The organism is Aliivibrio sp. S4MY1, from assembly GCF_028765545.1.
Taxonomy (GTDB): Bacteria; Pseudomonadota; Gammaproteobacteria; order Enterobacterales; family Vibrionaceae; genus Aliivibrio.
In genome coordinates this window covers 132,494-155,854 of the sequence record NZ_JARACP010000010.1, presented here as the reverse complement: position 1 = coordinate 155,854, position 23,361 = coordinate 132,494, and the positions used below count along the sequence as shown (strand labels likewise).

Below are 23,361 nucleotides of genomic sequence, written 5' to 3'. Positions count from 1 at the left end.
AATACAAACATCAGTTGGCTATCGATTTGTTAGCAGCAGTAGAGCAGGAATTCGAGATGAAATTTGCAAATGATTTTTTATTAGGCGCCGCAACCGCTTCTTACCAAATAGAAGGCGCATGGGATCAAGACGGAAAAGGCCCAACAAATTGGGATGAGTTTACTAAAATTCCAGGAAAAACGTTCGAAGGGACTAATGGTGATGTCGCAATTGATCATTACAATCGTTATAAAGAAGACATCGCATTAATGGCTGAAATGGGATTGGAGTCTTACCGTTTCTCAATCTCTTGGGCTCGTATTTTTCCAAATGGTACCGGAGAGATTAATCAAAAAGGAATCGACTTTTACAATAACGTCATTGATGAATGCTTGAAATATGGCATCGTTCCTTTTGTTACCTTATATCACTGGGATCTACCTCTTACGTTAGAAAAAGAAGGTTCATGGTTAAATAAAGCCACCTGTGATGCGTATGTTGAATTTGCAAAGTTATGTTTTAATGAATTTGGAGATCGTGTTAAACATTTCATTACCTTCAATGAAACCGTTGTGTTCTGTGCATTAGGCTACATGGCTGGCGCACACCCACCGGGTATCCAAAATGATCCTAAGAAATATTTCCAAGCAACGCATAATGTATTTTATGCACACGCTAAGGCGGTGATTGAGTATAAAAAACTGAATCAGTTTGGTGAGATTGGCTTGAGTCATGTATTTAGCCCTGCATTTGGTGTTAATGACTCAGAGGCGAGTCACTTTGCCGCAATGCACGCAAATCAATTTAGTATGAACTGGTTTTATGATCCTATTCTATTAGGTAAGTACCCTGAATACGTGGTTAAACAACTGCAAGAAGAAGGTAACCTACCTGATTGGACAGATGAAGAGCTACAAACTATTTTTGAAGCTGCGCCTTTGAATGACTTTATGGGGCTGAATTACTACCAACCACAACGTGTTGAAAAAATTGAAGGTAGTATGGCGTCTCGAACGATTACTCGCGAAAACTCAACAGGATCTCCTGGGAATCCTAGCTACGATAATGTGTATCGCACAGTAAAAATGGACGATAAAAAATACACAAAATGGGATTGGGAAATTTCACCAGAAGGCTTTGTTGCTGGGCTTGAAATGATCAAAGAGCATTATGGTCAGATCAAACTGTACATTACGGAAAATGGCTTAGGTGATGAAGACCCGATTATTGATGGCGAAGTGTGTGATATTCCGCGAATTAACTTTATCAAAGATCATCTAGGTGCAGTAAAAGAAGCGGTTCGTCGTGGAGTACATATCAAAGGATATTACGCTTGGTCTGCGATTGATTTATTGAGCTGGTTAAATGGCTATAAAAAACAATATGGCTTTATTTACGTCGATCATCAAAATGGATTAGCACGTAAGAAAAAAGCGTCGTTCCATTGGTTTAAAGACGTTATCGCTACTCGTGGTGAAAATATTTAACTGAAATAAAGGGAGAAGTTCGTATTATGGCAACGTATATTTCGTTTGATATTGGTGGAACAGACATAAAGTTTGGCGTGTTAAATGAACAGGGACAAGTCCTTGAACAAGGAAAAGTGAAAACTGAAACTTGTGGAGAAAAAATCATTGCCACACTTGTCGATATAAAAGATCAGTGGTCAAAAAAGTATACGTTTGATGGTGCGGCTTTCTCTCTTCCTGGATTTGTTGATGTAAATACAGGGTATTTGAAAACTGGTGGAGCAATCGATGATTTTTACGGCTTTCAGTTTAAAGATGAACTGAGTAAAAGATTATCGTTACCTGTTGAGTTAGAGAATGATGTTAATTGCGTAGCCCTTGCTGAAAAATGGCGCGGAAAAGCACAAAATGTTGAGAATTTTATCTGTATTACGATAGGCACTGGAATCGGTGGCGCTATTTATATCAATAACCAAATGGTTCGAGGTCATGGCTTTATGGCAGGAGAATTTGGTTATATGTTTACAAAAAACGTATTTGATATTGAAGATAAAGCAACAGCAAGTATGAGTTTTACTGCCTCAGTCAGAGAAGGACTAAGACGTCGTTATTCGAATTTAAAAAATATTAATAGTATTGATAATTTATCAGGAAAAGATATTTTTGGTCTAGCATCAAAAGGTGATGACATTGCAATAAAAGTAATTGATGATTTTTATAATAATATTGCTATTGGTTTATATAATCTTACCTTTATTTTAAATCCAGAAAAAATAATCATTGGTGGAGCAATAAGTAGCCGAGAAGATTTAATCTTTAATATTGAAGATAAATTTAATCAAATTATTAAAAGTCAAGGTTCAATTAATAATTTTAATGTTAAAGAGTTAGTTTCGATTGAAAAAAGCACTTTCAATAATGACAGTGGATTAATCGGAGCAGTATATCACTTTTTAATAATGCAGAATAAATGTAGATAGGAATAAAAAATATGCTAGTAGGTGAAGAGTTAGAAACCACAGTAATGGAATTAATTATTAATGCAGGTGAATCTAAGTCATGTGCAATGGAAGCGTTACGAGCAGCAAAATCTGGAGAGTGGGATAAAGTTGATGAACTTTTAAAACAATCTGCAGAAGCTTCAAAAAGAGCACATGATGTACAAACACAACTCATTGGTTTGGACGAAGGTGAAGGAAAAGTGCCTGTTAATTTAATTATGGTACATGCACAAGACCATATTATGACCTCAATGCTTGCTAAAGAAATGATTCAAGAGTTAATTGAGATCCACCGCGCATTGCAAAATAAATAATAACGTGTATTTAGCGTAATAACTTAGCTATTATTACGCTAATTTCATATACATATTTTTGAGGGCTTCAATGGCAACAATCAATGACGTATGTAAGCTTGCCGGTGTATCTAAAGCAACCGTTTCTCGAGTAATGAATGGGAAAGGGCCGGTAAAAGAAGAAACAAAAAAACTGATTTTTGATGCAATGGAAACATTGAACTATAAACCGAGTCTCGTAGCTCAAGCATTGGCAACAAATAGTTCGAATAGTATTGGTCTTATTGTGTCGTTCTTTGATGGTTATTATTTTGGTATTTTACTCAAAGAGGCGACAAGAATTGCAGAAGAATCAGGGAAACAGTTAATTGTTACAGATGGTCATAATCAACTTGAAACTGAAATAGAAGCCATTAATTCATTAGTCGCAAGAAAGTGTGATGCTATTTTAATTTATAGCCGTACCATGACGGCTGATGATTATTGTGAAATTCAGAAAAAATTGCCTATTCCACTTGTTGTTATTAACCGGACGTTACCTGATGGATTAGGACATGCAGTAGCTTTTGATCAATATGATGCAAGTCAAATGGCTATCGAACATCTTGTTGAGTTAGACCATAAAAAAATTGCAATGATTACCCTTAATATGGGGTCAAGTACAGGGCAAATTCGATTAAAAGGTGCGAAAGAAACGCTTGAGAAACATGGTATTACTTATGATGATAACTTAACTATTATAAAAAATGGTAAGTTAGAAGATGGATATCAAGCCTGCAAAGAGTTATTAAAAAGATCGAGTGATATTACCGCTATTTTTTGTTTTAATGATCACTTAGCATTAGGTGCAATAAAAGCATTAAAAGAGATGAATATCCGCGTTCCTGAGGATATTTCAATTGTTGGAATAGATAATGATGAAATCTCTGCATTTTTATCTCCTGCATTAACAACGATTAATATTCCAATTCAAAAAATCACGCAGTTAGCAATGGATAAAGCATTAAGATTAATTTCTGATAAAGAAGTGAAAGCAACCACTGAGATATTAAAAGGAAATTTAATAATTCGTGAGTCTACAAAAAATATAATTAAATAGTTTATCATTTTAAAGCATCCATAATTTGATGCTTTTAATGTTATCTATTGAAAGTAGAACCATTTAAAACCTAAAAGTAAAATATATATAAATATAAAACGTGCGTGATCAGCTTAATATTTAACACTTATAAGTATTGAATGAATGCAATATAAAGGTGAATAATTTAATTAGTTCATGAGTAAGTCGTAAATATAATTCGATAATATTCGTGAGTAATTTAATTTGCTGTTTTACTATTTTAAGGAATTATAATGAAATTATTACCTGTTGCTCTGGCTGTTACGGCGACCCTATCTTCATTTTCTATTTTTGCGGAAACAGATCCACTAGATAATATCCAATTAGATGATCAACAACCACTCGTTATTTCTCCTCAAACTGATATTCCTGATGGGATTGTTTTTTCTGGATATGCTCGTTATGGTTTTCATTTTTCAGATGATGCTGAAAAGTATGTATCTGCCGATGGTCAATTGATTGGTAATGCTGCTGGTCGTTTAGGTAATGAAGGTAATGGCGGTGAGTTTCAGTTCGCTAAAGGATTCGTCTCTGATAATGGCACTATTTGGGATGTTGTTATCATGCTAGAGCATTGGGGTGATGAGGTTGGTTTGAAGAAATTCTATGCGGGGGCGACGAATGTCTTTGAATCTCAACCTAATGCCTATATTTGGGCTGGGCGAGATTTTCATAACCGACCACAAACGGGCTTGAACGATTATTTCTGGATAATGAATGATTCTCAAGGTGCAGGTATTAAAAACCTTGAATTTGGTAATGTGAAATTTGATATGGCTGCGGTAGCACAAGTCGTTGATGGTGGTGGTACTGGTGACAGTGGTAATTATGCCATTACATCTAAATTACATGGAATTAATTTAACGGACGCATTAGATCTTTCTTTTTATGCTAACTATGGTTTTTCCTCTAAAAATACTGAAAAAAATCGAGAAGATGATACAAGCTGTAAAGGCATAGACAAAAATGGAACATGTTATGTCGATGATATTGACTCGTATCAACTGGCGCTTGAATTAAATCATAGTGTTGGAATTATGAGCAATAAGTTTGTAACTCGCTATGGTAATAACGTTGATAACAATATTTTTAATAAAACAGAAGACTTATCGACGTTGTTAATGCAGTTAGAAGGTAAGTTAGTAATGAGCAATCAAACTAATATTGAATACCTAGTGGGTTATCAATCATTAGAAGATAAAAATGCGAGTCAAGATGACCGAGCTAACTACAGTGCCATTGTGCGTCCTACTTATGCATGGAACAATATTCATTCTACATGGTTAGAGGCAGGTTATTCATTGGTTGATTTTGATAACCAAAGCGGACAAAACGATGCTTGGAAAGTGACGTTATCTCAAAATATTAGTTTCGATATGGACTCTGGTGCTCGGCCAATGCTGAGATTTTATGCAACGGTTGGAGATTCGAACACCGAAGTAGATTTAACTCGTGGAGAAACGGGTAAACAAGATACCTTTGCTGTTGGTGCTATGTGGGAAGCGTGGTGGTAAGAATACCGATATTTTAAAATAAGGGGGGAATTGAGCAGGCTGCAATACTGAGGGCCTGCTCAGTTTTCGTTAATATTCCTCAGCCATTCGATAAGGAGGTAAATTAAACTTTGCAGCCTTAAAGCCTACCATGATCAATTTGCCTGTATAGTGATCATCACCAATAGAAGAAAATTCAAATTCATACATGGTATATAACTGTTTCTTACCACTTGGTAAGCGAAATCCATACGATCCTCTTGCGACACTTAGTAGCTGCAATTCCATTTTTTTACAGTAATGCTGAATGGCTTGATGCGCGTATTCTGATTGTCTTCTTTGTTGCCAAAAAAGAAAACAGAAAAGCGTTAATGCCAATATCGCAAGTAGATTGTCCATATATTAGCTCTTCGTGGTTTGTTGTAATTTTAATAAAGCGTCTGCAAGTTTAGGGTCCGCTTCTCCATGAAGGATCTGAAGCATGCACATACGAAGCTTCGGTTGCATTACTAAATCAGCAAACAGTTGATTGAACAGTTGTTGATCGCCTGTTTGAGCTAAACGTAGTAAGAATAAATTTGCAGTTACTATATCTTCTAATCCAGCCCAACAACGGCCAGCTACCGCCACTAATACTTCTGGATGACTTAATCGTTCGCTTGATAGAACGTTTGTTAATGCCTGAGTTAAGATAGGATTTGAAGCACCTGAAAGGGCGCGGATATGTGCCGACAGTAAAAATAGGTCAGCATTATCATCAGCACAAAGAACAGTGACAATATCTAGCTGCTTTTGTGCTAATTTTTCTGGTAGATCTACATGCTCTAAACAACCAAGAGTGGCGTATAAAACGGTGGTAGGTAAATGAGATAATGCTTTGCGTAATACTGTGCCATTGTTTTCTTTATTTAGGTTTGCGCATACATCAGCTAAGCCCTGAACACCAACAAACTGCCAGTTATTCCAACCATTCTTACCAGAAAGGTAGGTTTGGGCATGTTCATAATACTGACTCATGGATTGCTTTAAATCAGAACGTAATAAGCTATGAAACATGGCCATTTTGTCGTCTTTAGGTTTAAAGGTATAAGGGTTACTAGCCAATTTTTGTTGTTGCTCTTCGTTTAAATCACCACTTAATGACACACCAATCGCTTCAACAACATATTTAATAAAGTTACCAATATCGCCTTGTTGTAATAAACCGCGTTCATCTAAAGGAAGTTTTAAAAACCAAATCCAAGGTTGTTTAGCCTCATTCCAATAAGCAATAGCTAAATGAGCATGACGCTGTAGCGGAAAAGGATAAGGTTGCTGCCCAGCTTCAATAGATTCAAATTGTTTATTTGATATAGGTTGAACACGGCGACCTAAGTCATAAATCGTGTATTCACAATTTGATTGTTGTATAAGTTGGCTAAGCGTATAAATCTGATCCATGATTGTCTTATTCTATGGGTAATGTCGTGATTATACCCAAGCCTTGATAAGATGGTATCCTTTGTCATTAAAAGTATCATAGAGTGCGAGTTTTATCGGATATGACGACATCGTTAGAATTATCAACATTATTAGAGCGGTTAGCTCAGCAATTAGAGCATTATGGGCATTGGCAACTTACGTCACCATCCATAGCCGATTTATCAAGTACTGAGCCATTTGCTATTGATACTTTGTCAGCATCAGAGTGGTTACAGTGGATTTTTATCCCTAAAATGAATTATCTAATTGAGAATGGGCAACCAACACCAAAAGGATTCTCAATTGCGCCCTATATTGAAGAAGCATTAAAAGAGATAGAAGGGTATAACGAGATTGTACGCTTATGTCATGCCATTGATGCATTAGGTAAATGAAGTGAATACAGAAGAAAATATCGCAGTGAACGGCGAATTATTAGCAGAACACGTCGAGCCAATAGAGCTTGAAATTGTGTATCGTGATGAGCATTTAATTGCGATTAATAAACCAGCAGGAATGCTAGTGCACCGCTCGTGGCTGGATAAACACGAAACGGTATTTGCGATGCAGACATTACGCGATCAGATTGGTCAGCATGTCTTTCCGTTGCATCGTTTAGATAGGCCAACATCAGGAATATTATTCTTTGCTTTATCAAGCGAGATTGCGGCACAAGTATCTCCGCTTTTTGCAAGTCGAGAAATAAAGAAAACCTATCATGCGATTGTTCGTGGATGGATAGAAGAGGCGGATACGCTTGATTATCCTCTTAAAAAAGAGTTGGATAAAATTGCCGATAAAAAAGCCTCAAAAGAAGTTGAAGCGAAGGAAGCTATAACGGAATACAAACCATTAGCTAAAGTAGAGCTGCCTTATTCAACGGGTAAATTTCCAACCAGCCGTTATTGTTTAATGGAGCTTAAGCCTCATACGGGGAGAAAGCATCAGCTTCGTCGTCATATGGCTCATTTACGTCATCCTATCGTAGGTGACACGAGTCATGGTGATGGCAAGCATAATCGATTATTCAAAGATAATTTGGATAGCCACCGTTTGTTATTACATGCATCAGAGCTGAGTTTTACTCATCCAATTACTAGTGAAAATATAGTAATAAAAGCAAACGTTGATGAAACGTGGCAGAGATTAATAGCCGAGTTTGGTTGGGATGTTGAGTTATAGTTAATACCAATCGTAGTAAATAACTGATCATCCTAACTGGTTAAAATGCTTGATAACTACGTTGAAATTTTTGATTGTAGAATAACTACTTATCGAAAAATTTCGCCTTGTTCTCAAGCATTTTTCCTGCGTTATTTCTGATCACTTACTTACTGTGATTGGTATAATTACGTTAAAGGCAATAAAAAAGGGAAGTGAGATAAACTCACTTCCCTTTTTTAATTAAGATTTTGAATTCAAATCTTGATAATCAATTAAGATTATTTAGCCATTGCTTCGCTGCCGTTTTCACGGATTTTCTTAAGCATAGACTTAACAACACGTGGGCTACCAGCAACTAGGCCGCCAGTCTTCATGTATTCAGTGTTGCCAGAGAAGTCAGTACAGATAACGCCAGATTCACGAGCGATTAGATCTGCTGCAGCCATCTCCCAAGGCTTAAGGCCAAGAGCGAAGAAACCATCAATGCGAGCTGCCGCTAGGTAACATAAATCTAGAGAAGGACAGCCAGAGCTACGGATATCAGAACATTCAACAAACATCGCGCCTAGTACTTTTGAGTAGCTTTCAACGTGTTGTTTTTGACGGTAAGGAAGACCCGTAGCAAGAATTGTCTCGTTCATGTCTTTTAATTCTTTAACACGAATACGTTGGTTGTTGCGTTGAGCACCAGCACCACGTTGAGCAGTGAACAATTCATTACGGATTGGATCGTATACACAAGCCACTTCTGTACGGCCTTTAATGCGAACTGCCATAGAGATAGAGAAGTGTGGAATACCTTTTACGAAGTTAGTCGTGCCATCTAATGGGTCAATGATCCATTGAACGTCAGCGTCTTTGCCTTCGATTAGGCCAGACTCTTCAGAAATGATGCTGTGATCAGGGTAAGATTTCTTGATCATATCAACAAGCATATATTGAGCATCGTTTTCGATGTTCGTAATAAACTCGTTATTGCCTTTTTTTGTTGTTTCAATTTTGTCAGTTTGCTCAAAAGATTTAGCAACAAAGTCACCGGCTTTACGCGCAGTACGTATAGCAATATTTAGCATTGGATGCATAGTTATATCCCAAAAGATGTTAAAGAACAGAAATCGGCCGCGAGTATACACAAACTAATTATTAAAAGGAAGCGTTTATTTTTTGTTCAGTTGATGTCTTTATTATAAAAAAAGCGAGTTAAGGTTAAAAATCTCGGATATATAAAGAAGCAAGGTAGATTGCTTTATGGTAGTATCCGGCGGCTCTTTTCATCAGATGGAAAAATAACATGTTAGATAAAATTCGTATTGTCCTTGTTGGCACTAGTCACTCAGGAAACATTGGTTCAGCAGCTCGAGCAATGAAAGTGATGGGCTTAACTAATATGGTATTAGTGGCTCCTGAATGTGAAGTTGACGGCCAAGCTATTGCATTAGCAGCAGGCGCAAGTGATATTGCGAATAACGCACGCATAGTTAATACATTAGATGAAGCGATTTCTGATTGCGGTTTAGTGATTGGTTCAAGTGCGCGTTCAAGAACGCTTGAGTGGCCAATGCTTGAGCCAAGAGAAGCTGGTGTAAAAGCTATTGAGGAAGCGCCATCGCACCCAATCGCCTTTATTTTTGGCCGAGAAAGAGTAGGACTGACTAACGAAGAGCTACAGAAATGTCATTTCCATGTGTGCATTCCAGCGAATCCTGAATACAGTTCATTAAATTTAGCAATGGCTGTTCAAACTATCAGTTATGAAGCTCGCGTGGCTTGGTTAGATAGCCAGGCTTACAAAGGTGAATCACAAGAATCGGAATACCCTTTAAACTTCGAACTAGAATTATTTTATGAGCACCTTGAAAAAGTGATGACGGATACCGACTTTATTAATAAGGCGCATCCAGGTCAGGTGATGAATAAAATGCGTCGAATGTTTAACCGTTGCCGACCTGAAACGCATGAATTGCGTACCTTACGTGGGATCTTAACCGCGGTAGAAAGAAGCATGAAAGACGAAAATATAAGCAAATAATAATACCTGACTAAAATAGTCGGATAAATACTTGACCAAAACAGTCAGGTATGGGAGACTCATTCCATACGAATAGTGTGGATATGAGGTGACGTATGAAATTAACTTCGAAAGGAAGATATGCAGTAACAGCAATGCTAGACGTTGCACTGCATGCGCAAGAAGGGCCAGTGCCACTTGCAGATATCTCGGAGCGACAAGGGATTTCATTATCTTACCTTGAGCAGTTATTCTCTCGATTACGTAAAGCTGGTTTAGTTGCTAGCGTAAGAGGCCCAGGCGGTGGCTATCGCTTAGGGTTAAAACCAGAAGAAATTGCGGTTGGAATGGTTATTTCAGCAGTTGATGAATCGGTTGATGCAACTAAATGCCATGGTAAAGAAGGCTGTCAAGGTGGGACGCGTTGTTTAACGCACACACTATGGCGTGACTTAAGCTCACGCATCAGTAGCTTTTTAGATGGAATAACACTTGGTGAACTCATGATAGATAATGAAGTTCAACAAGTATCAGATAGACAAAACATCGATGCAGCCTTAAATCATGGGCTAGTAACGAGTTCAAAATTAACAAATTCTGTGGGTGTTAATGTCCGCCTTTGACGGTCAAACGTCTGTATTATCGGAGATGAAAATGAAACTGCCAATTTACTTTGATTATTCGGCTACGTGTCCTGTTGATGAGCGTGTAGCGAATAAAATGGTTCAACATATGACAATGGATGGATGTTTTGGTAACCCTGCATCACGTTCACACCGTTACGGCTGGCAGGCTGAAGAAGCGGTAGATACAGCTCGTGATAATATTGCGGCTTTATTGAATGCCGATCCACGTGAGATCGTATTTACATCTGGCGCTACAGAATCAGATAACCTTGCAATTAAAGGTGCTGCGCATTTCTATAACAAGAAAGGCAAACATGTCATTACTTGTAAGACAGAGCATAAAGCGGTTCTTGATCCATGCCGTCAGCTTGAGCGTGAAGGTTATGAGGTGACTTACCTTGAGCCAGAATCAAACGGTATTGTTGATTTAGCAAAATTAGAAGCTGCGATGCGTGAAGATACCGTGCTTGTTTCTATCATGCATGTAAACAATGAAATTGGTGTGATTCAAGACATCACTGCGATTGGTGAACTGTGTCGTTCACGTAAGATTATTTTCCATGTTGATGCGGCGCAATCAGCGGGTAAAATCCCTCTTGATGTACAAGAAATGAAAGTGGATTTAATCTCACTATCAGCACATAAAGTATATGGTCCTAAAGGTATTGGTGCATTATACGTACGTCGTAAACCACGCATTCGTTTAGAAGCACAAATGCATGGCGGTGGCCATGAACGTGGTTTCCGTTCTGGTACATTAGCAACGCACCAAATTGTGGGTATGGGTGAAGCATTCCGTATCGCAAAAGAAGACATGCAAAAAGATTATGACCATTGTTTAGCGATGCGCGATCGTCTGCTTGATGGCGTTAAAGATATGGAAGCGGTACACATTAATGGTGATTTAGACCAGCGTGTACCACATAACTTAAATATCAGTTTCGAGTTTGTTGAAGGTGAATCACTGTTAATGGCACTGAAAGACTTAGCGGTTTCTTCAGGTTCAGCGTGTACATCAGCAAGCCTTGAGCCATCGTATGTATTACGTGCGTTAGGTTTAAATGATGAATTAGCACACAGCTCGATTCGTTTCTCATTTGGTCGTTACACGACAGAAGAAGAAATTGATCACGCTATTGCACAAATCAGCCAAGCAGTAAACAAACTGCGTGATATGTCTCCATTATGGGATATGTACAAAGAAGGCATCGACTTAAACACAGTTGAGTGGGCACACCACTAACACGGACGTTCCAGAATTTAGAGGTATTTATCATGGCTTATAGCGAAAAAGTAATCGATCACTACGAAAATCCACGTAACGTAGGTTCATTTGAAAAAGATGATCCGTCAGTAGGTAGCGGTATGGTTGGTGCTCCTGCTTGTGGTGACGTAATGAAGTTGCAAATCAAAGTGTCTCCTGAAGGCATTATTGAAGATGCAAAATTCAAAACATATGGTTGTGGTTCAGCAATCGCGTCAAGCTCACTGGTTACCGAGTGGGTTAAGGGTAAAACTCTTGACGAAGCTGCAGCACTTAAAAATGCTGAAATTGCAGAAGAACTTGAACTTCCACCTGTAAAAGTTCACTGTTCAATCTTAGCGGAAGATGCGATTAAAGCTGCGGTATCTGATTACCGTAACAAGCACTAAGATTAGAGTTGTTTTATAAAGCGTCAATTTGTACTTATAGGTACAAATACGGCGCTTTATTATTAAATTAAGTCATTATTTACTAATGACCTCCATGACCACAAAACAAATATAGTAAAGGTTGTAGTATGGCCATCTCAGTAACCGAATCTGCGGCAAACCGTGTACAAACATTTCTTGAAAGCCGAGGAAAAGGCATTGGTTTACGTTTAGGCGTAAGAACCTCTGGTTGCTCTGGTATGGCATATATTCTTGAATTTGTTGATGAACTAAATGAAGAAGACCAAGTGTTTGAAGAGTTTGGTGTAAAGATCATCATTGATCCTAAAAGCTTAGCTTATATGGATGGCACAGAATTAGACTTTGCAAAAGAAGGTCTAAATGAAGGATTCAAGTTCAACAATCCAAACGTAAAAAGTGAATGTGGATGTGGTGAAAGTTTCAACGTATAGAGCATCACGTTAACTATGAACTATTTTGAATTATTTGGGCTACCAAACCAGTTTCAACTGGATGGTAGCCTTCTTTCTCTTCAATTCCGAGAATTACAAAAGCGTTTTCATCCTGATAACTTTGCGACCGCTTCTGAGCGTGACCGCTTGCTTTCTATTCAAAAAGCAGCGCAAATCAACGATGCTTATCAAACGCTTAAAAACCCCGTCACTCGTGCAGAATACATGCTATCAGAGCAAGGTCATGATATTCGTGGTGAGCAAACCACAATGCAAGATCCTGTGTTTTTGATGCAACAGATGGAGCTTCGTGAGGAGTTAGAATCGTTACCATCAAGCTCTGATCCTGAAAGTGCATTGTTTGATTTTGCTGAGAACGTATCAGTTATGCGTAAAGAGCAATTAGGGCTATTGCAGCAGCAATTAGAGAGTGAAATTTGGCAAGAAGCCGCTCAAAGTGTACGAAAGCTGAAGTTTATTGATAAACTGAATCACGAAGTCGAACAGTTAGAAGACAAATTATTAGGTTAACCCAATAAAGGTTAATTCAAATAGACGAAGGATATTTTCATGTTACTACAAATTGCTGAACCAGGACAAAGTGCTGCACCACACCAACATAAATTGGCGGTGGGTATTGATTTAGGTACGACTAATTCTCTGGTTGCTTCAGTTCGAAGTGGTGAAGCGAAGACATTACCAGATTTGAAAGGTAATGTTATCCTGCCATCGGTTGTACAGTATCAAGACAATAAGATTTGTGTTGGTGCTAATGCGTATTCATCAGCTGCTTCTGATCCTCAAAATACCATTATTTCAGTAAAACGACTGATGGGCCGTTCATTAAAAGATATTCAAGCCCGCTACCCTGATTTACCTTATCAATTTACTGAAAGTGAAAATGGTTTACCTGTTATTCAAACAGCTCAAGGTGAGGTTAATCCTGTTCAAGTTTCTGCAGAGATCTTAAAGTCTCTTTCTCGTCGAGCAAAAGAGACATTAGGTGATGAGTTGGAAGGTGTGGTTATTACTGTTCCTGCTTACTTTGATGATGCGCAACGTGCGGGTACTAAAGATGCAGCGACATTAGCTGGTTTAAATGTTCTTCGTCTATTAAATGAACCAACAGCTGCAGCAATTGCATATGGTTTAGATTCAGGCCAAGAAGGTGTTATTGCTGTTTATGATCTGGGTGGTGGTACGTTCGATATTTCAATCTTGCGCTTGTCTAAAGGCGTATTTGAAGTATTAGCAACCGGTGGTGATTCTGCACTTGGTGGTGATGATTTTGATCATGCTATTGCGAATTGGGTTAAAGACCAAGCAGGGATCAACACACCTCTTTCTAAGCAGGAACAGCGAGAGTTGCTAACGTTAGCAACGGAAACTAAAGTCGCTCTCTCTGATAGTGAGTCTGTGAGTATTTCTTTTAAAGAATGGTCAGGTACAATTGCTGTTTCTGAATTTAACCAATTGATTCAACCTTTAGTTAAGAAAACACTAATGGCGTGTCGTCGTGCATTAAAAGACGCAGATATTAGCACTGAAGAAGTAATGGAAGTAGTAATGGTTGGTGGTTCAACTCGCACTCCATTTGTACGTACATCTATTGGTGAGTACTTCAATAAAACCCCATTAACCAGTATCGACCCTGATCAAGTGGTAGCTATTGGTGCAGCTATTCAAGCGGATATTTTAGTGGGTAATAAACCAGATGCTGAAATGTTATTGCTTGATGTTATTCCGCTGTCTTTAGGGATTGAAACCATGGGTGGTTTGGTTGAAAAAATCATTCCACGTAATACCACCATCCCTGTCGCGAAAGCGCAAGAGTTCACCACTTTTAAAGATGGTCAAACAGGCATGATGGTTCACGTTGTTCAAGGTGAACGTGAAATGGTAGAAGATGGTCGCTCACTTGCTCGCTTCTCATTGAAAGGTATTCCACCGATGACTGCGGGTGCTGCACATATTCGAGTGACTTATCAAGTTGATGCTGATGGGCTTTTATCTGTTACCGCAATGGAAAAAAGCACTGGCGTTCAATCTCATATCCAAGTTAAACCTTCTTATGGCTTAAGCGATGATGAAGTCGCAAATATGTTGAAAGACTCGATGACATTCGCCAAAGAAGACATGCAAGCGAGAGCATTAGCAGAGCAACAGGTAGAAGCCGATCGTGTTATTGAAGGGTTGGTTGTTGCTTTGAATAGTGATGGTGATGCATTGTTATCAAAAGAAGAACAAACAGAAATTTTAAAAGCAATTGAGGCGTTAATCGTCGTACGTCAAGGTACAGATACGCAAGCAATTGAAGATGGAATAAAACAAGCTGATGCAGCAAGCCAAGAGTTTGCCGCGCGTCGAATGGATGCCTCTATTCGCGCTGCATTGGCCGGTCAATCTATTGATGAGGTATAGAAATGCCAAAGATTATTGTTCTACCACACGATGAGTTATGCCCAGAAGGGGCGGTACTTGAAGCAAATGAAGGGGAAACGGTTTTAGACGTTGCTCTTAAAAATGGCATCGCTATTGAGCACGCATGTGAAAAATCATGTGCATGTACAACGTGCCATGTTGTGATTCGTGAAGGGTTTGATTCACTTGAAGAGAGTGATGAGCTTGAAGATGACATGCTGGATAAAGCGTGGGGTCTAGAGCCAGAGTCTCGTCTTGGTTGCCAAGCAAGAATGGCTAAGCAAGACTTAGTGGTAGAAATTCCAAAATACACACTAAACTTAGCATCAGAAGATCATTAATCTTTCGATTCTAAAATAGATTAAGAGGGCAAGTGTTGAGACGTAAGTAATTACCTCCTCAAACTTGCCCTTTTTATTGCTTGTTAGTAGCCACATAAAAAAGGAGTTTATGATGAGTTTAAAATGGATAGATTCTAGAGATATCGCAATTGAGTTATCAGAGAAGTACCCTGATACTGATCCCAAAACCGTTCGATTTACTGATTTGCGCCAATGGGTATTAGATTTGGAAGACTTCGATGACGACCCTAAGCATTCAGGTGAAAAGGTATTGGAAGCGATTATCCTGCGCTGGATGGATGAGAGGGATTAAAGATATTTTTAGTTAATCAGTATTTTACCAATAACGCTTAAATTCCCATCGAGTGGTTGGATCGATCTCTTAGATTTTGGTGAAATGCCTTGTATCGCCTGTATAAAGTAGGCAAATTAGATAAAAAGAACATTTTGTTCGAGTATACCCATAGTATTAGCGCAATATAAGTAATCAGTAGAATTCACCTACATGATTGTATGGAGTTATTGCGTGCTTAAAGGAGATTCATCATGTCACAAAAGATGACAGTACAACTTTCATCAATCGCTGCACTTGCTCATTGGGGTGAAAATGCACCGCTTTCGTTTACTGCAGAGGGCGCAGTGATCCACTGTACTGATAGTGATGTTTATAGCGCAATTCAGCGTGCTGCTCGAAAGCTAGCAACTCAAGGGCTTGTTGCTGTTGAACTGCAAGGTTCTGAGTGGAACTTAGAGTCTATTTGGTCTTTTGTTCAAGGTTTCCGTGATTCAAAAAGCAATAATGACGTTACTTGGACCGCACTTGTTGAGGCGGATGAAAAAGAGCTGAATGATCGGATATTAACGACTAACTGGACTCGTGAAGTCATCAATAAAACGGCGGAAGAAGTCGCACCTCGTCAACTTACCACAATGGCTGCTGAGTTTATTAAATCAGTTGCACCAGCCGGAACGGTAACGGCTAAAATAATTAAAGATAAAGACTTACTAACGGAAGGTTGGACTGGTATTTACGCGGTAGGTCGTGGTTCTGAGCGCACATCTGCGATGCTGCAGCTAGATTACAATCCTACTGGTGATGCTGATGCTCCTGTTTTTGCATGCCTTGTAGGTAAAGGTATTACCTTTGACTCTGGTGGTTACAGCATTAAACCTTCTGGCGGCATGGCGTCAATGAAAGCTGACATGGGAGGCTCTGCGCTAGCAACGGCTGGTCTTGCAATGTCGATTCTTCGTGGTTTAGATAAGCGTGTTAAATTGATTTTATGCTGTGCTGAAAATATGATCTCTGGGCGAGCATTAAAGCTAGGCGATATCATTACCTATAAAAATGGTAAAACAGTAGAGATCTTAAATACTGATGCAGAAGGTCGCTTAGTTTTAGCTGATGGCCTTCAATTTGCCTCAGCACAAAACCCAGAACTTATCATTGACTGTGCAACATTAACAGGTGCCGCAAAAATGGCTGTGGGTAATGATTTCCATTCATTATTGAGCTTTGATGATGAGTTAAGCCAGAAAGCGCTAGTTGCCGCTCAAGAAGAAAATGAAGGGCTATGGCGTTTACCATTAATGGAATTTCATCGTAATATGCTACCATCAAACTTTGCTGATTTGGCAAATATTGGTTCAGGCCCATACTCGCCAGGTGCAAGTACGGCCGCTGGTTTTCTTTCTTACTTTGTTGATGATTATAAGAAAGGGTGGCTACATATGGATTGCTCTGCAACTTACCGTACAGCTCCTTCAGATAAGTGGTCAGCCGGTGCAACCGGTGTAGGTGTAAGAACGTTAGCGAACCTACTTACTAAATAACGAATAAGAGATCGAGCCATAAACTCGGTCTTTTTTCTTATAACAATAATAGCTTCAAGAGAAGTAAAAGAAACTTAAAGGAAAGTAAAATGACAATAGAACGTACTTTTTCAATTGTAAAACCAGATGCAGTTAAACGTAATCTTATTGGTGCTATTTACCGCCGTATTGAAAAGACAGGTATGCAAGTTGTTGCGGCTAAAATGCTGCGTTTAACTAAAGAGCAAGCTGAAGGTTTTTATGCAGAGCATGAAGGCAAAGAGTTCTTTAATGAGCTTGTCGCTTATATGATGTCTGGTCCGGTAATGGTTCAGGTATTGGAAGGTGAAAATGCCGTTGTTCGTTACCGCGAATTAATGGGTAAAACTAACCCAGCAGAAGCTGCTTGTGGTTCACTACGTGCAGATTATGCAATCAGTATGCGTTACAACTCAGTTCATGGGGCTGATAGCCCAGAATCTGCGGCTCGTGAGATTGCTTACTTCTTTGCTGAAGATGAAATCTGTCCACGTCCAGCAGAATAAATCCATAATAAAAAGTAAGCGAAGTTAAGATTTCTATATTAATTAGAAAATAAACCATTTCGCTCTCTATAAGAGTAGTTCATCTCACTCTGATGGGAATCTGCTCTTATAGAATCTAGGCACAAAGTGCATATAGTCTCTACTCTTTGACTTTTCGCCTGCCTCTAATCACTAGTAATATCCTCTCAAAACTTGTACAATTCTGCGCCCGATATTCGCGGTGATGTTATTTATCAGAGAGGCAACATGACTACAGCTAAAATCAATCTACTGGACTTTGATCGTAAAGGACTTCGAGCATTTTTTTCTGAGGAATTAGGAGAGAAAGCATTCAGAGCCGATCAAATCATGAAGTGGATGTATCACTTTGGTTGTGATGACTTCGATCAAATGAACAACATCAACAAAAAACTTCGTGAAAAACTAAAGCACAAGTGTGAGATCCGCGCCCCTTATGTATCAGAAGCTCAGCATTCGGTTGATGGCACCATCAAATGGGCGATGAAAGTAGGCGATCAAGATGTTGAAACGGTTTATATCCCTGATGGTGACCGTGCTACATTATGTGTATCTTCTCAAGTAGGTTGTGCATTGGAATGTAAATTCTGTTCAACTGCTCAACAAGGCTTTAACCGTAACCTTAAAGTTTCTGAAATTGTAGGCCAAATTTGGCGTGCTGCTCGTGAAATTGGGTTAGAAAAAGAAACGGGTCGTCGTCCAATTACAAATATTGTAATGATGGGCATGGGTGAACCGCTGCTTAATATGAAAAACTTAATCCCATCATTAGAAATTATGCTTGATGATCTAGGTTTTGGTTTATCTAAGCGTCGTGTAACGGTATCGACGTCAGGTGTTGTATCTGGCTTAGAGCAAATGATTGGGAAAATCGATGTAGCATTAGCGATCTCTCTTCATGCTCCAACGGATGAACTACGTAGCGAAATTATGCCAATCAATGATCGTTGGAATATTGATGCATTTTTATCGTGCGTTCGCGAATACATTGCATCATCAAATGCTAACCGTGGTCGTGTAACGGTAGAGTATGTCCTTTTAGACCATGTTAATGATGATATGAATCATGCAAGACAACTCGCAGAATTACTAAAAGATACCCCTGCAAAGATTAATTTGATTCCATTTAACCCATATCCTGGGTCACCATATAAAAAGCCAAGTAATTCACGTATCGATCGATTCATGAAGACACTAATGGAATACGATTTTACGGTAACCGTTCGTAAAACTCGTGGTGATGATATTGATGCTGCTTGTGGTCAATTAGTGGGTGATGTAATCGATAGAACTAAACGTACTCAAGTTAAACAGCAAGGTGAGGCTATCCCTGTTAAAACTGTTTAACCTTGATGTATAACAGCAAGGGAAGGCAGTATGAGAAAATGGAGTGCGGCACTATTAACAATTGGAGTGTTAATCAGTGCTGGTTGTGTCACGGTAAATGAAGCCGATGACATGACCCAAGAAGAGATAATTCGAGCTGCTGAAGCTCGAATTACCCTTGGATTAAGCTATTTAAATGCGGGCAACATGATCAAAGCCCGTGAAAATTTGGAACTGGCTGTACAATACGCTCCCGACTATTACCGCTCTCAAACTTCCCTCGCTTACTATTACCAACAAGTAGATGAAGATGGATTAGCTGAAAAGGCTTACAAACGAGCATTACGTTCTTCATCAAAAAATGGTAATGTATTAAATAACTACGGCGTTTTTCTTTGTAAAAATGGCCGTTATGAGGAAGCTCAACAGAAGTTTGCTCAAGCAATAGACCAACCTTACTATTACCTTGTTTCGGCAAGTTATGAAAATGCAGCCATGTGCGCATTAAGTAGTGGGGATAAAGTGACAGCAAAAACGTATTTTGAGCGCTCACTGGCTCATGATCCGAATCGAGTTCGTTCCACCCTTCAATTGGCTAAATTGAATATTGATGAAGGTAACTATTCAGAACCGAGAATTGCGCTGTTTAAATTTACTAAGAAGTATGGATACAAACCCGTTAGCCTAAGCTTACTCATAGAATTAGAAAAAAAAGCAGGCAATACGCATTTGGTTAAAAAATACGTAAATATTCTCGGGAAAGAGTATCCAGACTCAACAGAATATCAGAATTATATAAATTATGACGATTGAACATATTGAAGAAAAAGTAGAAACATTAGTCGCTCCAGGCTTGTTACTTAAAGAAGCGCGTGAGGAGCAAGGATTATCACTTGAAGATATCTCATCACGTTTACGTTTACGCGTAGAAGTATTACAGCAAATTGAAGCCGATCAATTTGATATGGGAAAATTAGCGACGTTTACTCGTGGTTACTATCGTTCTTATGCCAAAATTGTCAATGTGCCTGAAATCAAAGTATTAAATGCTTTAGACCAATTAGGTAAAGCATTGATAGAAGAGCATGATATGCAGAGTTTTTCTCGTAAAACGAAAAGAGAAAAACATGATAACCGCATAATGAAACTGACATGGGTTATTTTTTCGTTAATTCTTAGTATGTCTGTTTTGTGGTGGTGGCAAGAACAAGCTCAATTAGAGAGCAAACAAGACGCAGAATTAATTACAGAAGTAACACCTGAAGCACCAACCCAAGTTACAGAAAGCACTATTGGTGAAGATGGCGCTACAGATGAACGTTTAGTGCTTAATGAGACTAATGCTCTTGAGGTTGATACTAAGCTTTCAGAATTAGAAACAAGACCTGAAGAACTTGAAACACCTATTGCAGAAGACGTAAGTACCAATGAAGCAGTAGATGCAACTTCAGAAGCAAAAGCTGAAGAGAAAGTCGTAGTAGTAGAGCCTGTAGCGATTACTGAAGATGTACTAATGACCTTTAATGATGATTGTTGGCTACAAGTTCAGGACGCTTCAAACAATCGTTTGTACTCTGGCGTAAAAAAAGCAAATCAAACACTAAAACTGACAGGTAAAGCGCCTTATAAACTAGTTATTGGTGCTCCAAGTGCCGTAACACTGATTTATAAAGGTAAACCTGTTGATTTATCTGCATACCCTGCTGGTAAAGTTGCACGATTAACCCTACCTCAATAATGAGTTGATTCCATGCATACAGAATCCCCAATTAAACGCCGTCAATCTACTCGCATTTATGTGGGTAATGTTCCTATTGGAGATGGCGCTCCGATCGCAGTTCAGTCAATGACAAACACGTTAACGACTGATGTTGCGGCGACAGTTGCTCAAATTAAAGCACTTGAGAAAGTCGGTGCCGACATTGTTCGTGTTTCAGTGCCTACAATGGACGCTGCTGAGGCGTTTAAGCTAATTAAACAACAAGTTTCCGTTCCTTTGGTTGCTGATATTCATTTTGATTATCGTATTGCTTTAAAAGTTGCCGAGTATGGCGTAGATTGCTTACGTATTAATCCGGGTAATATCGGTAATGAGCAACGTATTCGCTCTGTTGTTGATTGTGCTCGAGATAAAAATATTCCAATTCGTATTGGTGTTAACGGCGGCTCATTAGAAAAAGACATTCAAGCTAAATATAAAGAGCCAACAGCAGAAGCGTTACTTGAGTCAGCAATGCGACATGTTGATATATTGGACAAAATGAACTTTGATCAATTTAAAGTGAGTGTAAAAGCATCCGATGTGTTTCTCGCGGTTGATTCATACCGCTTGTTAGCAAAACAAATCGCTCAACCATTACATTTAGGTATTACTGAGGCTGGTGGTGCACGCGCAGGCTCTGTAAAGTCAGCCGTTGGTTTAGGGTTATTATTATCTGAAGGTATTGGTGACACATTACGTATTTCTTTGGCAGCAGATCCTGTTGAGGAGATCAAAGTTGGTTTTGATATCCTAAAATCATTGCGTATTCGTTCTCGTGGCATTAACTTTATTGCTTGCCCTACGTGTTCTCGTCAAGAGTTTGATGTGATCGCAACGGTGAATGAGCTTGAACAGCGTTTAGAAGATTTAATCACACCAATGGATGTATCTCTTATTGGTTGTGTTGTAAATGGCCCAGGTGAAGCTGAAGTTTCACATATTGGGATTGCGGGAAGTAACCGCAAAAGTGCATTCTATGAAGATGGCGTACGTCAGAAAGAGCGTTTTGATAACGATAATATTGTGGATAAATTAGAAGCAAAAATTCGTGCTAAAGCAGCAACGTTATCAAAAGAAAACCAAATTGATATTAATCAGATAGACTGATTAATTGTAGATATAAACAAACCCATTGGGAAGTGAACGTGGCTAAAGCAATCCAAGCAATTCGAGGCATGAATGACTGCCTTCCAACACAATCGCCATTGTGGCACAAAGTTGAAAATAGCGTAAAACGCGTTATCAGTGCATACGGTTATAACGAAGTTCGTATGCCTATCGTTGAGCAAACGAATCTTTTTAAACGAGCTATCGGTGAAGTTACTGATGTCGTTGAAAAAGAGATGTACACGTTTGAAGACCGTAATGGTGATAGCTTAACGCTTCGTCCTGAAGGGACTGCGGGTTGTGTTCGTGCAGGAATTGAAAATGGTTTACTGTACAACCAAGAGCAACGTTTATGGTACATGGGCCCAATGTTCCGTCACGAGCGTCCTCAAAAAGGTCGTTACCGTCAATTCCACCAAGTGGGTGTTGAAGTATTTGGTTTGAACGGTCCTGATGTTGACGCTGAATTGATTATGATGACAGCGCGTTTATGGCGTGAATTAGGCATCGATCAACACGTTCGCTTAGAGTTAAACTCGATTGGTTCATTAGAGGCGCGTGCTAACTACCGTGTTGCACTCATTGCTTTCTTAGAACAACACCTAGATGTATTAGACGAAGATTGTAAGCGTCGTATGCACACCAATCCAATGCGTGTTTTAGATACAAAGAATCCAGATGTACAAGCAATTTTAGGTGATGCGCCTAAGTTATCTGAGTACTTAGATAATGATTCAAAAACACATTTTTCTGGATTATGTGAACTACTTGACGCTGCTGGTATCCAATATCAAGTTAATGAACGTTTAGTTCGTGGATTGGATTATTATAACCGTACTGTTTTTGAGTGGATTACTGAAAGTTTAGGCGCTCAAGGTACCATATGTGGCGGTGGTCGTTATGATGGTCTAGTTGAACAACTAGGCGGTAAAGCAACACCGGCTGTTGGTTTTGCTATGGGTCTAGAGCGTTTAGTATTACTAATGGAAACATTAGAATTAACTGACGTACGCCGTTCAGTTGATGTGTACATGGTGACGTCTGGCGAAGGTACATTAATGGCTGGCATGAAACTGGCTGAGTCCCTACGTGAACAAGTACCAGGCTTACGCGTAATGTGCCACTTTGGTGGCGGTAACTTTAAAAAACAATTTAAACGTGCTGATAATGCCGGTGCAGCAGTTGCTCTTATCTTAGGTGAGAGTGAAGTTGCAGAGCAGACAGTTAACGTAAAAGATTTACGAACTGGTGAGCAAGAAACTTTAGCTCAAACAGAAGTATTCGCAAAATTAGCTGATTTGATTTAAGAG

26 protein-coding genes are annotated in these 23,361 nt (G+C 39.0%); 23 read left to right on the top strand and 3 right to left on the bottom strand.

Going from position 1 to position 23,361, the window contains the following annotated elements:
- Window positions 1-56 precede the first annotated feature (56 nt).
- The 5 genes from PVK71_RS13010 (at window position 57) to PVK71_RS12990 (ending at window position 5,376) form a co-directional block, all read left to right on the top strand.
- Window positions 57-1,466 carry a glycoside hydrolase family 1 protein gene (locus PVK71_RS13010; RefSeq protein ID WP_274419165.1) on the top strand — a complete coding sequence of 470 codons (1,410 nt, stop codon included), beginning with the start codon at window positions 57-59 and terminating at the stop codon, window positions 1,464-1,466.
- 26 nt (window positions 1,467-1,492) lie between these two features.
- Window positions 1,493-2,428: an ROK family protein gene (locus PVK71_RS13005; protein ID WP_274419167.1), complete on the top strand. Its 936-nt coding sequence runs from the start codon at window positions 1,493-1,495 to the stop codon at window positions 2,426-2,428.
- Window positions 2,429-2,439: 11 nt separating this feature from the next.
- Complete coding sequence (locus tag PVK71_RS13000; RefSeq protein WP_105054122.1) at window positions 2,440-2,763, top strand: PTS lactose/cellobiose transporter subunit IIA; 324 nt, start codon at window positions 2,440-2,442, stop codon at window positions 2,761-2,763.
- Between the two features lie 70 nt (window positions 2,764-2,833).
- On the top strand, window positions 2,834-3,841 hold the full coding sequence (locus PVK71_RS12995) for a LacI family DNA-binding transcriptional regulator (protein ID WP_274419168.1): 1,008 nt from the start codon (window positions 2,834-2,836) through the stop codon (window positions 3,839-3,841).
- A gap of 254 nt (window positions 3,842-4,095) precedes the next feature.
- Entirely contained in the window at window positions 4,096-5,376 is a 1,281-nt protein-coding gene (locus tag PVK71_RS12990) for a carbohydrate porin (protein WP_274419170.1), read from the top strand.
- A gap of 69 nt (window positions 5,377-5,445) precedes the next feature.
- On the opposite strand, the gene PVK71_RS12985 is transcribed toward PVK71_RS12990, so the two are convergent.
- Window positions 5,446-5,754, bottom strand: coding sequence for a DUF3301 domain-containing protein (locus PVK71_RS12985; RefSeq protein ID WP_130046412.1), 309 nt, complete (start codon window positions 5,752-5,754; stop codon window positions 5,446-5,448).
- A 3-nt stretch (window positions 5,755-5,757) separates the two neighbouring features.
- Window positions 5,758-6,795: a DUF3549 family protein gene (locus PVK71_RS12980; RefSeq protein WP_274419172.1), complete on the bottom strand. Its 1,038-nt coding sequence runs from the start codon at window positions 6,793-6,795 to the stop codon at window positions 5,758-5,760.
- A gap of 101 nt (window positions 6,796-6,896) precedes the next feature.
- Between PVK71_RS12980 and PVK71_RS12975 the strand changes: the two genes are divergently transcribed.
- Together PVK71_RS12975 and truC are read left to right on the top strand one after the other, a co-directional pair.
- Window positions 6,897-7,211: a YqcC family protein gene (locus tag PVK71_RS12975; RefSeq protein WP_130046414.1), complete on the top strand. Its 315-nt coding sequence runs from the start codon at window positions 6,897-6,899 to the stop codon at window positions 7,209-7,211.
- 1 nt (window position 7,212) lies between these two features.
- Window positions 7,213-7,998 (top strand): tRNA pseudouridine(65) synthase TruC, encoded by a 786-nt coding sequence (truC, locus tag PVK71_RS12970; RefSeq protein ID WP_274419173.1) that lies wholly within the window; start codon window positions 7,213-7,215, stop codon window positions 7,996-7,998.
- Window positions 7,999-8,258: 260 nt separating this feature from the next.
- On the opposite strand, the gene suhB is transcribed toward truC, so the two are convergent.
- Complete coding sequence (suhB, locus tag PVK71_RS12965; protein ID WP_130046416.1) at window positions 8,259-9,062, bottom strand: inositol-1-monophosphatase; 804 nt, start codon at window positions 9,060-9,062, stop codon at window positions 8,259-8,261.
- 209 nt (window positions 9,063-9,271) lie between these two features.
- Between suhB and trmJ the strand changes: the two genes are divergently transcribed.
- The 16 genes from trmJ to hisS all read left to right on the top strand — a co-directional run bounded on the left by trmJ (window position 9,272) and on the right by hisS (window position 23,358).
- Window positions 9,272-10,009 carry a tRNA (cytosine(32)/uridine(32)-2'-O)-methyltransferase TrmJ gene (gene trmJ, locus PVK71_RS12960; RefSeq protein ID WP_274419175.1) on the top strand — a complete coding sequence of 246 codons (738 nt, stop codon included), beginning with the start codon at window positions 9,272-9,274 and terminating at the stop codon, window positions 10,007-10,009.
- A 95-nt stretch (window positions 10,010-10,104) separates the two neighbouring features.
- Complete coding sequence (gene iscR, locus PVK71_RS12955; protein ID WP_130047260.1) at window positions 10,105-10,611, top strand: Fe-S cluster assembly transcriptional regulator IscR; 507 nt, start codon at window positions 10,105-10,107, stop codon at window positions 10,609-10,611.
- A 31-nt stretch (window positions 10,612-10,642) separates the two neighbouring features.
- Window positions 10,643-11,857, top strand: a complete 1,215-nt coding sequence (locus PVK71_RS12950) for an IscS subfamily cysteine desulfurase (protein WP_130046419.1) — start codon at window positions 10,643-10,645, stop codon at window positions 11,855-11,857.
- Window positions 11,858-11,889: 32 nt separating this feature from the next.
- A complete protein-coding gene (gene iscU / locus PVK71_RS12945) occupies window positions 11,890-12,267 on the top strand; it encodes a Fe-S cluster assembly scaffold IscU (RefSeq protein ID WP_045101377.1) in 378 nt (125 codons plus the stop codon).
- Between the two features lie 128 nt (window positions 12,268-12,395).
- Window positions 12,396-12,719 (top strand): iron-sulfur cluster assembly protein IscA, encoded by a 324-nt coding sequence (iscA, locus tag PVK71_RS12940; protein ID WP_130046420.1) that lies wholly within the window; start codon window positions 12,396-12,398, stop codon window positions 12,717-12,719.
- Window positions 12,720-12,734: 15 nt separating this feature from the next.
- Window positions 12,735-13,250, top strand: a complete 516-nt coding sequence (gene hscB / locus PVK71_RS12935; protein ID WP_130046421.1) for a co-chaperone HscB — start codon at window positions 12,735-12,737, stop codon at window positions 13,248-13,250.
- 39 nt (window positions 13,251-13,289) lie between these two features.
- A complete protein-coding gene (hscA, locus tag PVK71_RS12930; protein ID WP_274419176.1) occupies window positions 13,290-15,140 on the top strand; it encodes a Fe-S protein assembly chaperone HscA in 1,851 nt (616 codons plus the stop codon).
- Between the two features lie 2 nt (window positions 15,141-15,142).
- On the top strand, window positions 15,143-15,481 hold the full coding sequence (gene fdx, locus PVK71_RS12925) for an ISC system 2Fe-2S type ferredoxin (protein ID WP_130046423.1): 339 nt from the start codon (window positions 15,143-15,145) through the stop codon (window positions 15,479-15,481).
- Between the two features lie 112 nt (window positions 15,482-15,593).
- Window positions 15,594-15,794, top strand: a complete 201-nt coding sequence (gene iscX, locus PVK71_RS12920) for a Fe-S cluster assembly protein IscX (protein ID WP_274419275.1) — start codon at window positions 15,594-15,596, stop codon at window positions 15,792-15,794.
- Window positions 15,795-16,027: 233 nt separating this feature from the next.
- Window positions 16,028-17,314: an aminopeptidase PepB gene (gene pepB / locus PVK71_RS12915; protein ID WP_274419177.1), complete on the top strand. Its 1,287-nt coding sequence runs from the start codon at window positions 16,028-16,030 to the stop codon at window positions 17,312-17,314.
- 89 nt (window positions 17,315-17,403) lie between these two features.
- The gene (gene ndk, locus PVK71_RS12910; protein WP_274419178.1) at window positions 17,404-17,838 is read left to right on the top strand and encodes a nucleoside-diphosphate kinase; all 435 of its coding nucleotides are present in this window, start codon (window positions 17,404-17,406) and stop codon (window positions 17,836-17,838) included.
- A 246-nt stretch (window positions 17,839-18,084) separates the two neighbouring features.
- Entirely contained in the window at window positions 18,085-19,203 is a 1,119-nt protein-coding gene (locus PVK71_RS12905; RefSeq protein ID WP_060993652.1) for a bifunctional tRNA (adenosine(37)-C2)-methyltransferase TrmG/ribosomal RNA large subunit methyltransferase RlmN, read from the top strand.
- Window positions 19,204-19,233: 30 nt separating this feature from the next.
- Entirely contained in the window at window positions 19,234-19,995 is a 762-nt protein-coding gene (pilW, locus tag PVK71_RS12900; RefSeq protein ID WP_274419179.1) for a type IV pilus biogenesis/stability protein PilW, read from the top strand.
- Window positions 19,985-20,920, top strand: a complete 936-nt coding sequence (rodZ, locus tag PVK71_RS12895; protein WP_274419180.1) for a cytoskeleton protein RodZ — start codon at window positions 19,985-19,987, stop codon at window positions 20,918-20,920. Before pilW ends, rodZ begins: the two co-directional genes overlap by 11 nt.
- Before the next feature lie 12 nt (window positions 20,921-20,932).
- A complete protein-coding gene (ispG, locus tag PVK71_RS12890) occupies window positions 20,933-22,051 on the top strand; it encodes a flavodoxin-dependent (E)-4-hydroxy-3-methylbut-2-enyl-diphosphate synthase (protein ID WP_274419181.1) in 1,119 nt (372 codons plus the stop codon).
- Between the two features lie 38 nt (window positions 22,052-22,089).
- The gene (hisS, locus tag PVK71_RS12885; protein ID WP_274419182.1) at window positions 22,090-23,358 is read left to right on the top strand and encodes a histidine--tRNA ligase; all 1,269 of its coding nucleotides are present in this window, start codon (window positions 22,090-22,092) and stop codon (window positions 23,356-23,358) included.
- The last annotated feature ends 3 nt before the right edge of the window (window positions 23,359-23,361 follow it).

Excerpts from the sequence above, each read along its gene's own strand:
- PVK71_RS13010 (WP_274419165.1), top strand. The coding sequence starts at position 57 with ATGAAATTTGCAAATGATTTTTTATTAGGCGCCGCAACCGCTTCTTAC.
- PVK71_RS13005 (WP_274419167.1), top strand. The coding sequence starts at position 1,493 with ATGGCAACGTATATTTCGTTTGATATTGGTGGAACAGACATAAAGTTT.
- PVK71_RS13000 (WP_105054122.1), top strand. The coding sequence starts at position 2,440 with ATGCTAGTAGGTGAAGAGTTAGAAACCACAGTAATGGAATTAATTATT.
- PVK71_RS12995 (WP_274419168.1), top strand. The coding sequence starts at position 2,834 with ATGGCAACAATCAATGACGTATGTAAGCTTGCCGGTGTATCTAAAGCA.
- PVK71_RS12990 (WP_274419170.1), top strand. The coding sequence starts at position 4,096 with ATGAAATTATTACCTGTTGCTCTGGCTGTTACGGCGACCCTATCTTCA.
- PVK71_RS12985 (WP_130046412.1), bottom strand. The coding sequence starts at position 5,754 with ATGGACAATCTACTTGCGATATTGGCATTAACGCTTTTCTGTTTTCTT.
- PVK71_RS12980 (WP_274419172.1), bottom strand. The coding sequence starts at position 6,795 with ATGGATCAGATTTATACGCTTAGCCAACTTATACAACAATCAAATTGT.
- PVK71_RS12975 (WP_130046414.1), top strand. The coding sequence starts at position 6,897 with ATGACGACATCGTTAGAATTATCAACATTATTAGAGCGGTTAGCTCAG.
- suhB (WP_130046416.1), bottom strand. The coding sequence starts at position 9,062 with ATGCATCCAATGCTAAATATTGCTATACGTACTGCGCGTAAAGCCGGT.
- trmJ (WP_274419175.1), top strand. The coding sequence starts at position 9,272 with ATGTTAGATAAAATTCGTATTGTCCTTGTTGGCACTAGTCACTCAGGA.
- iscR (WP_130047260.1), top strand. The coding sequence starts at position 10,105 with ATGAAATTAACTTCGAAAGGAAGATATGCAGTAACAGCAATGCTAGAC.
- PVK71_RS12950 (WP_130046419.1), top strand. The coding sequence starts at position 10,643 with ATGAAACTGCCAATTTACTTTGATTATTCGGCTACGTGTCCTGTTGAT.
- iscU (WP_045101377.1), top strand. The coding sequence starts at position 11,890 with ATGGCTTATAGCGAAAAAGTAATCGATCACTACGAAAATCCACGTAAC.
- iscA (WP_130046420.1), top strand. The coding sequence starts at position 12,396 with ATGGCCATCTCAGTAACCGAATCTGCGGCAAACCGTGTACAAACATTT.
- hscB (WP_130046421.1), top strand. The coding sequence starts at position 12,735 with ATGAACTATTTTGAATTATTTGGGCTACCAAACCAGTTTCAACTGGAT.
- hscA (WP_274419176.1), top strand. The coding sequence starts at position 13,290 with ATGTTACTACAAATTGCTGAACCAGGACAAAGTGCTGCACCACACCAA.
- fdx (WP_130046423.1), top strand. The coding sequence starts at position 15,143 with ATGCCAAAGATTATTGTTCTACCACACGATGAGTTATGCCCAGAAGGG.
- iscX (WP_274419275.1), top strand. The coding sequence starts at position 15,594 with ATGAGTTTAAAATGGATAGATTCTAGAGATATCGCAATTGAGTTATCA.
- pepB (WP_274419177.1), top strand. The coding sequence starts at position 16,028 with ATGTCACAAAAGATGACAGTACAACTTTCATCAATCGCTGCACTTGCT.
- ndk (WP_274419178.1), top strand. The coding sequence starts at position 17,404 with ATGACAATAGAACGTACTTTTTCAATTGTAAAACCAGATGCAGTTAAA.
- PVK71_RS12905 (WP_060993652.1), top strand. The coding sequence starts at position 18,085 with ATGACTACAGCTAAAATCAATCTACTGGACTTTGATCGTAAAGGACTT.
- pilW (WP_274419179.1), top strand. The coding sequence starts at position 19,234 with ATGAGAAAATGGAGTGCGGCACTATTAACAATTGGAGTGTTAATCAGT.
- rodZ (WP_274419180.1), top strand. The coding sequence starts at position 19,985 with ATGACGATTGAACATATTGAAGAAAAAGTAGAAACATTAGTCGCTCCA.
- ispG (WP_274419181.1), top strand. The coding sequence starts at position 20,933 with ATGCATACAGAATCCCCAATTAAACGCCGTCAATCTACTCGCATTTAT.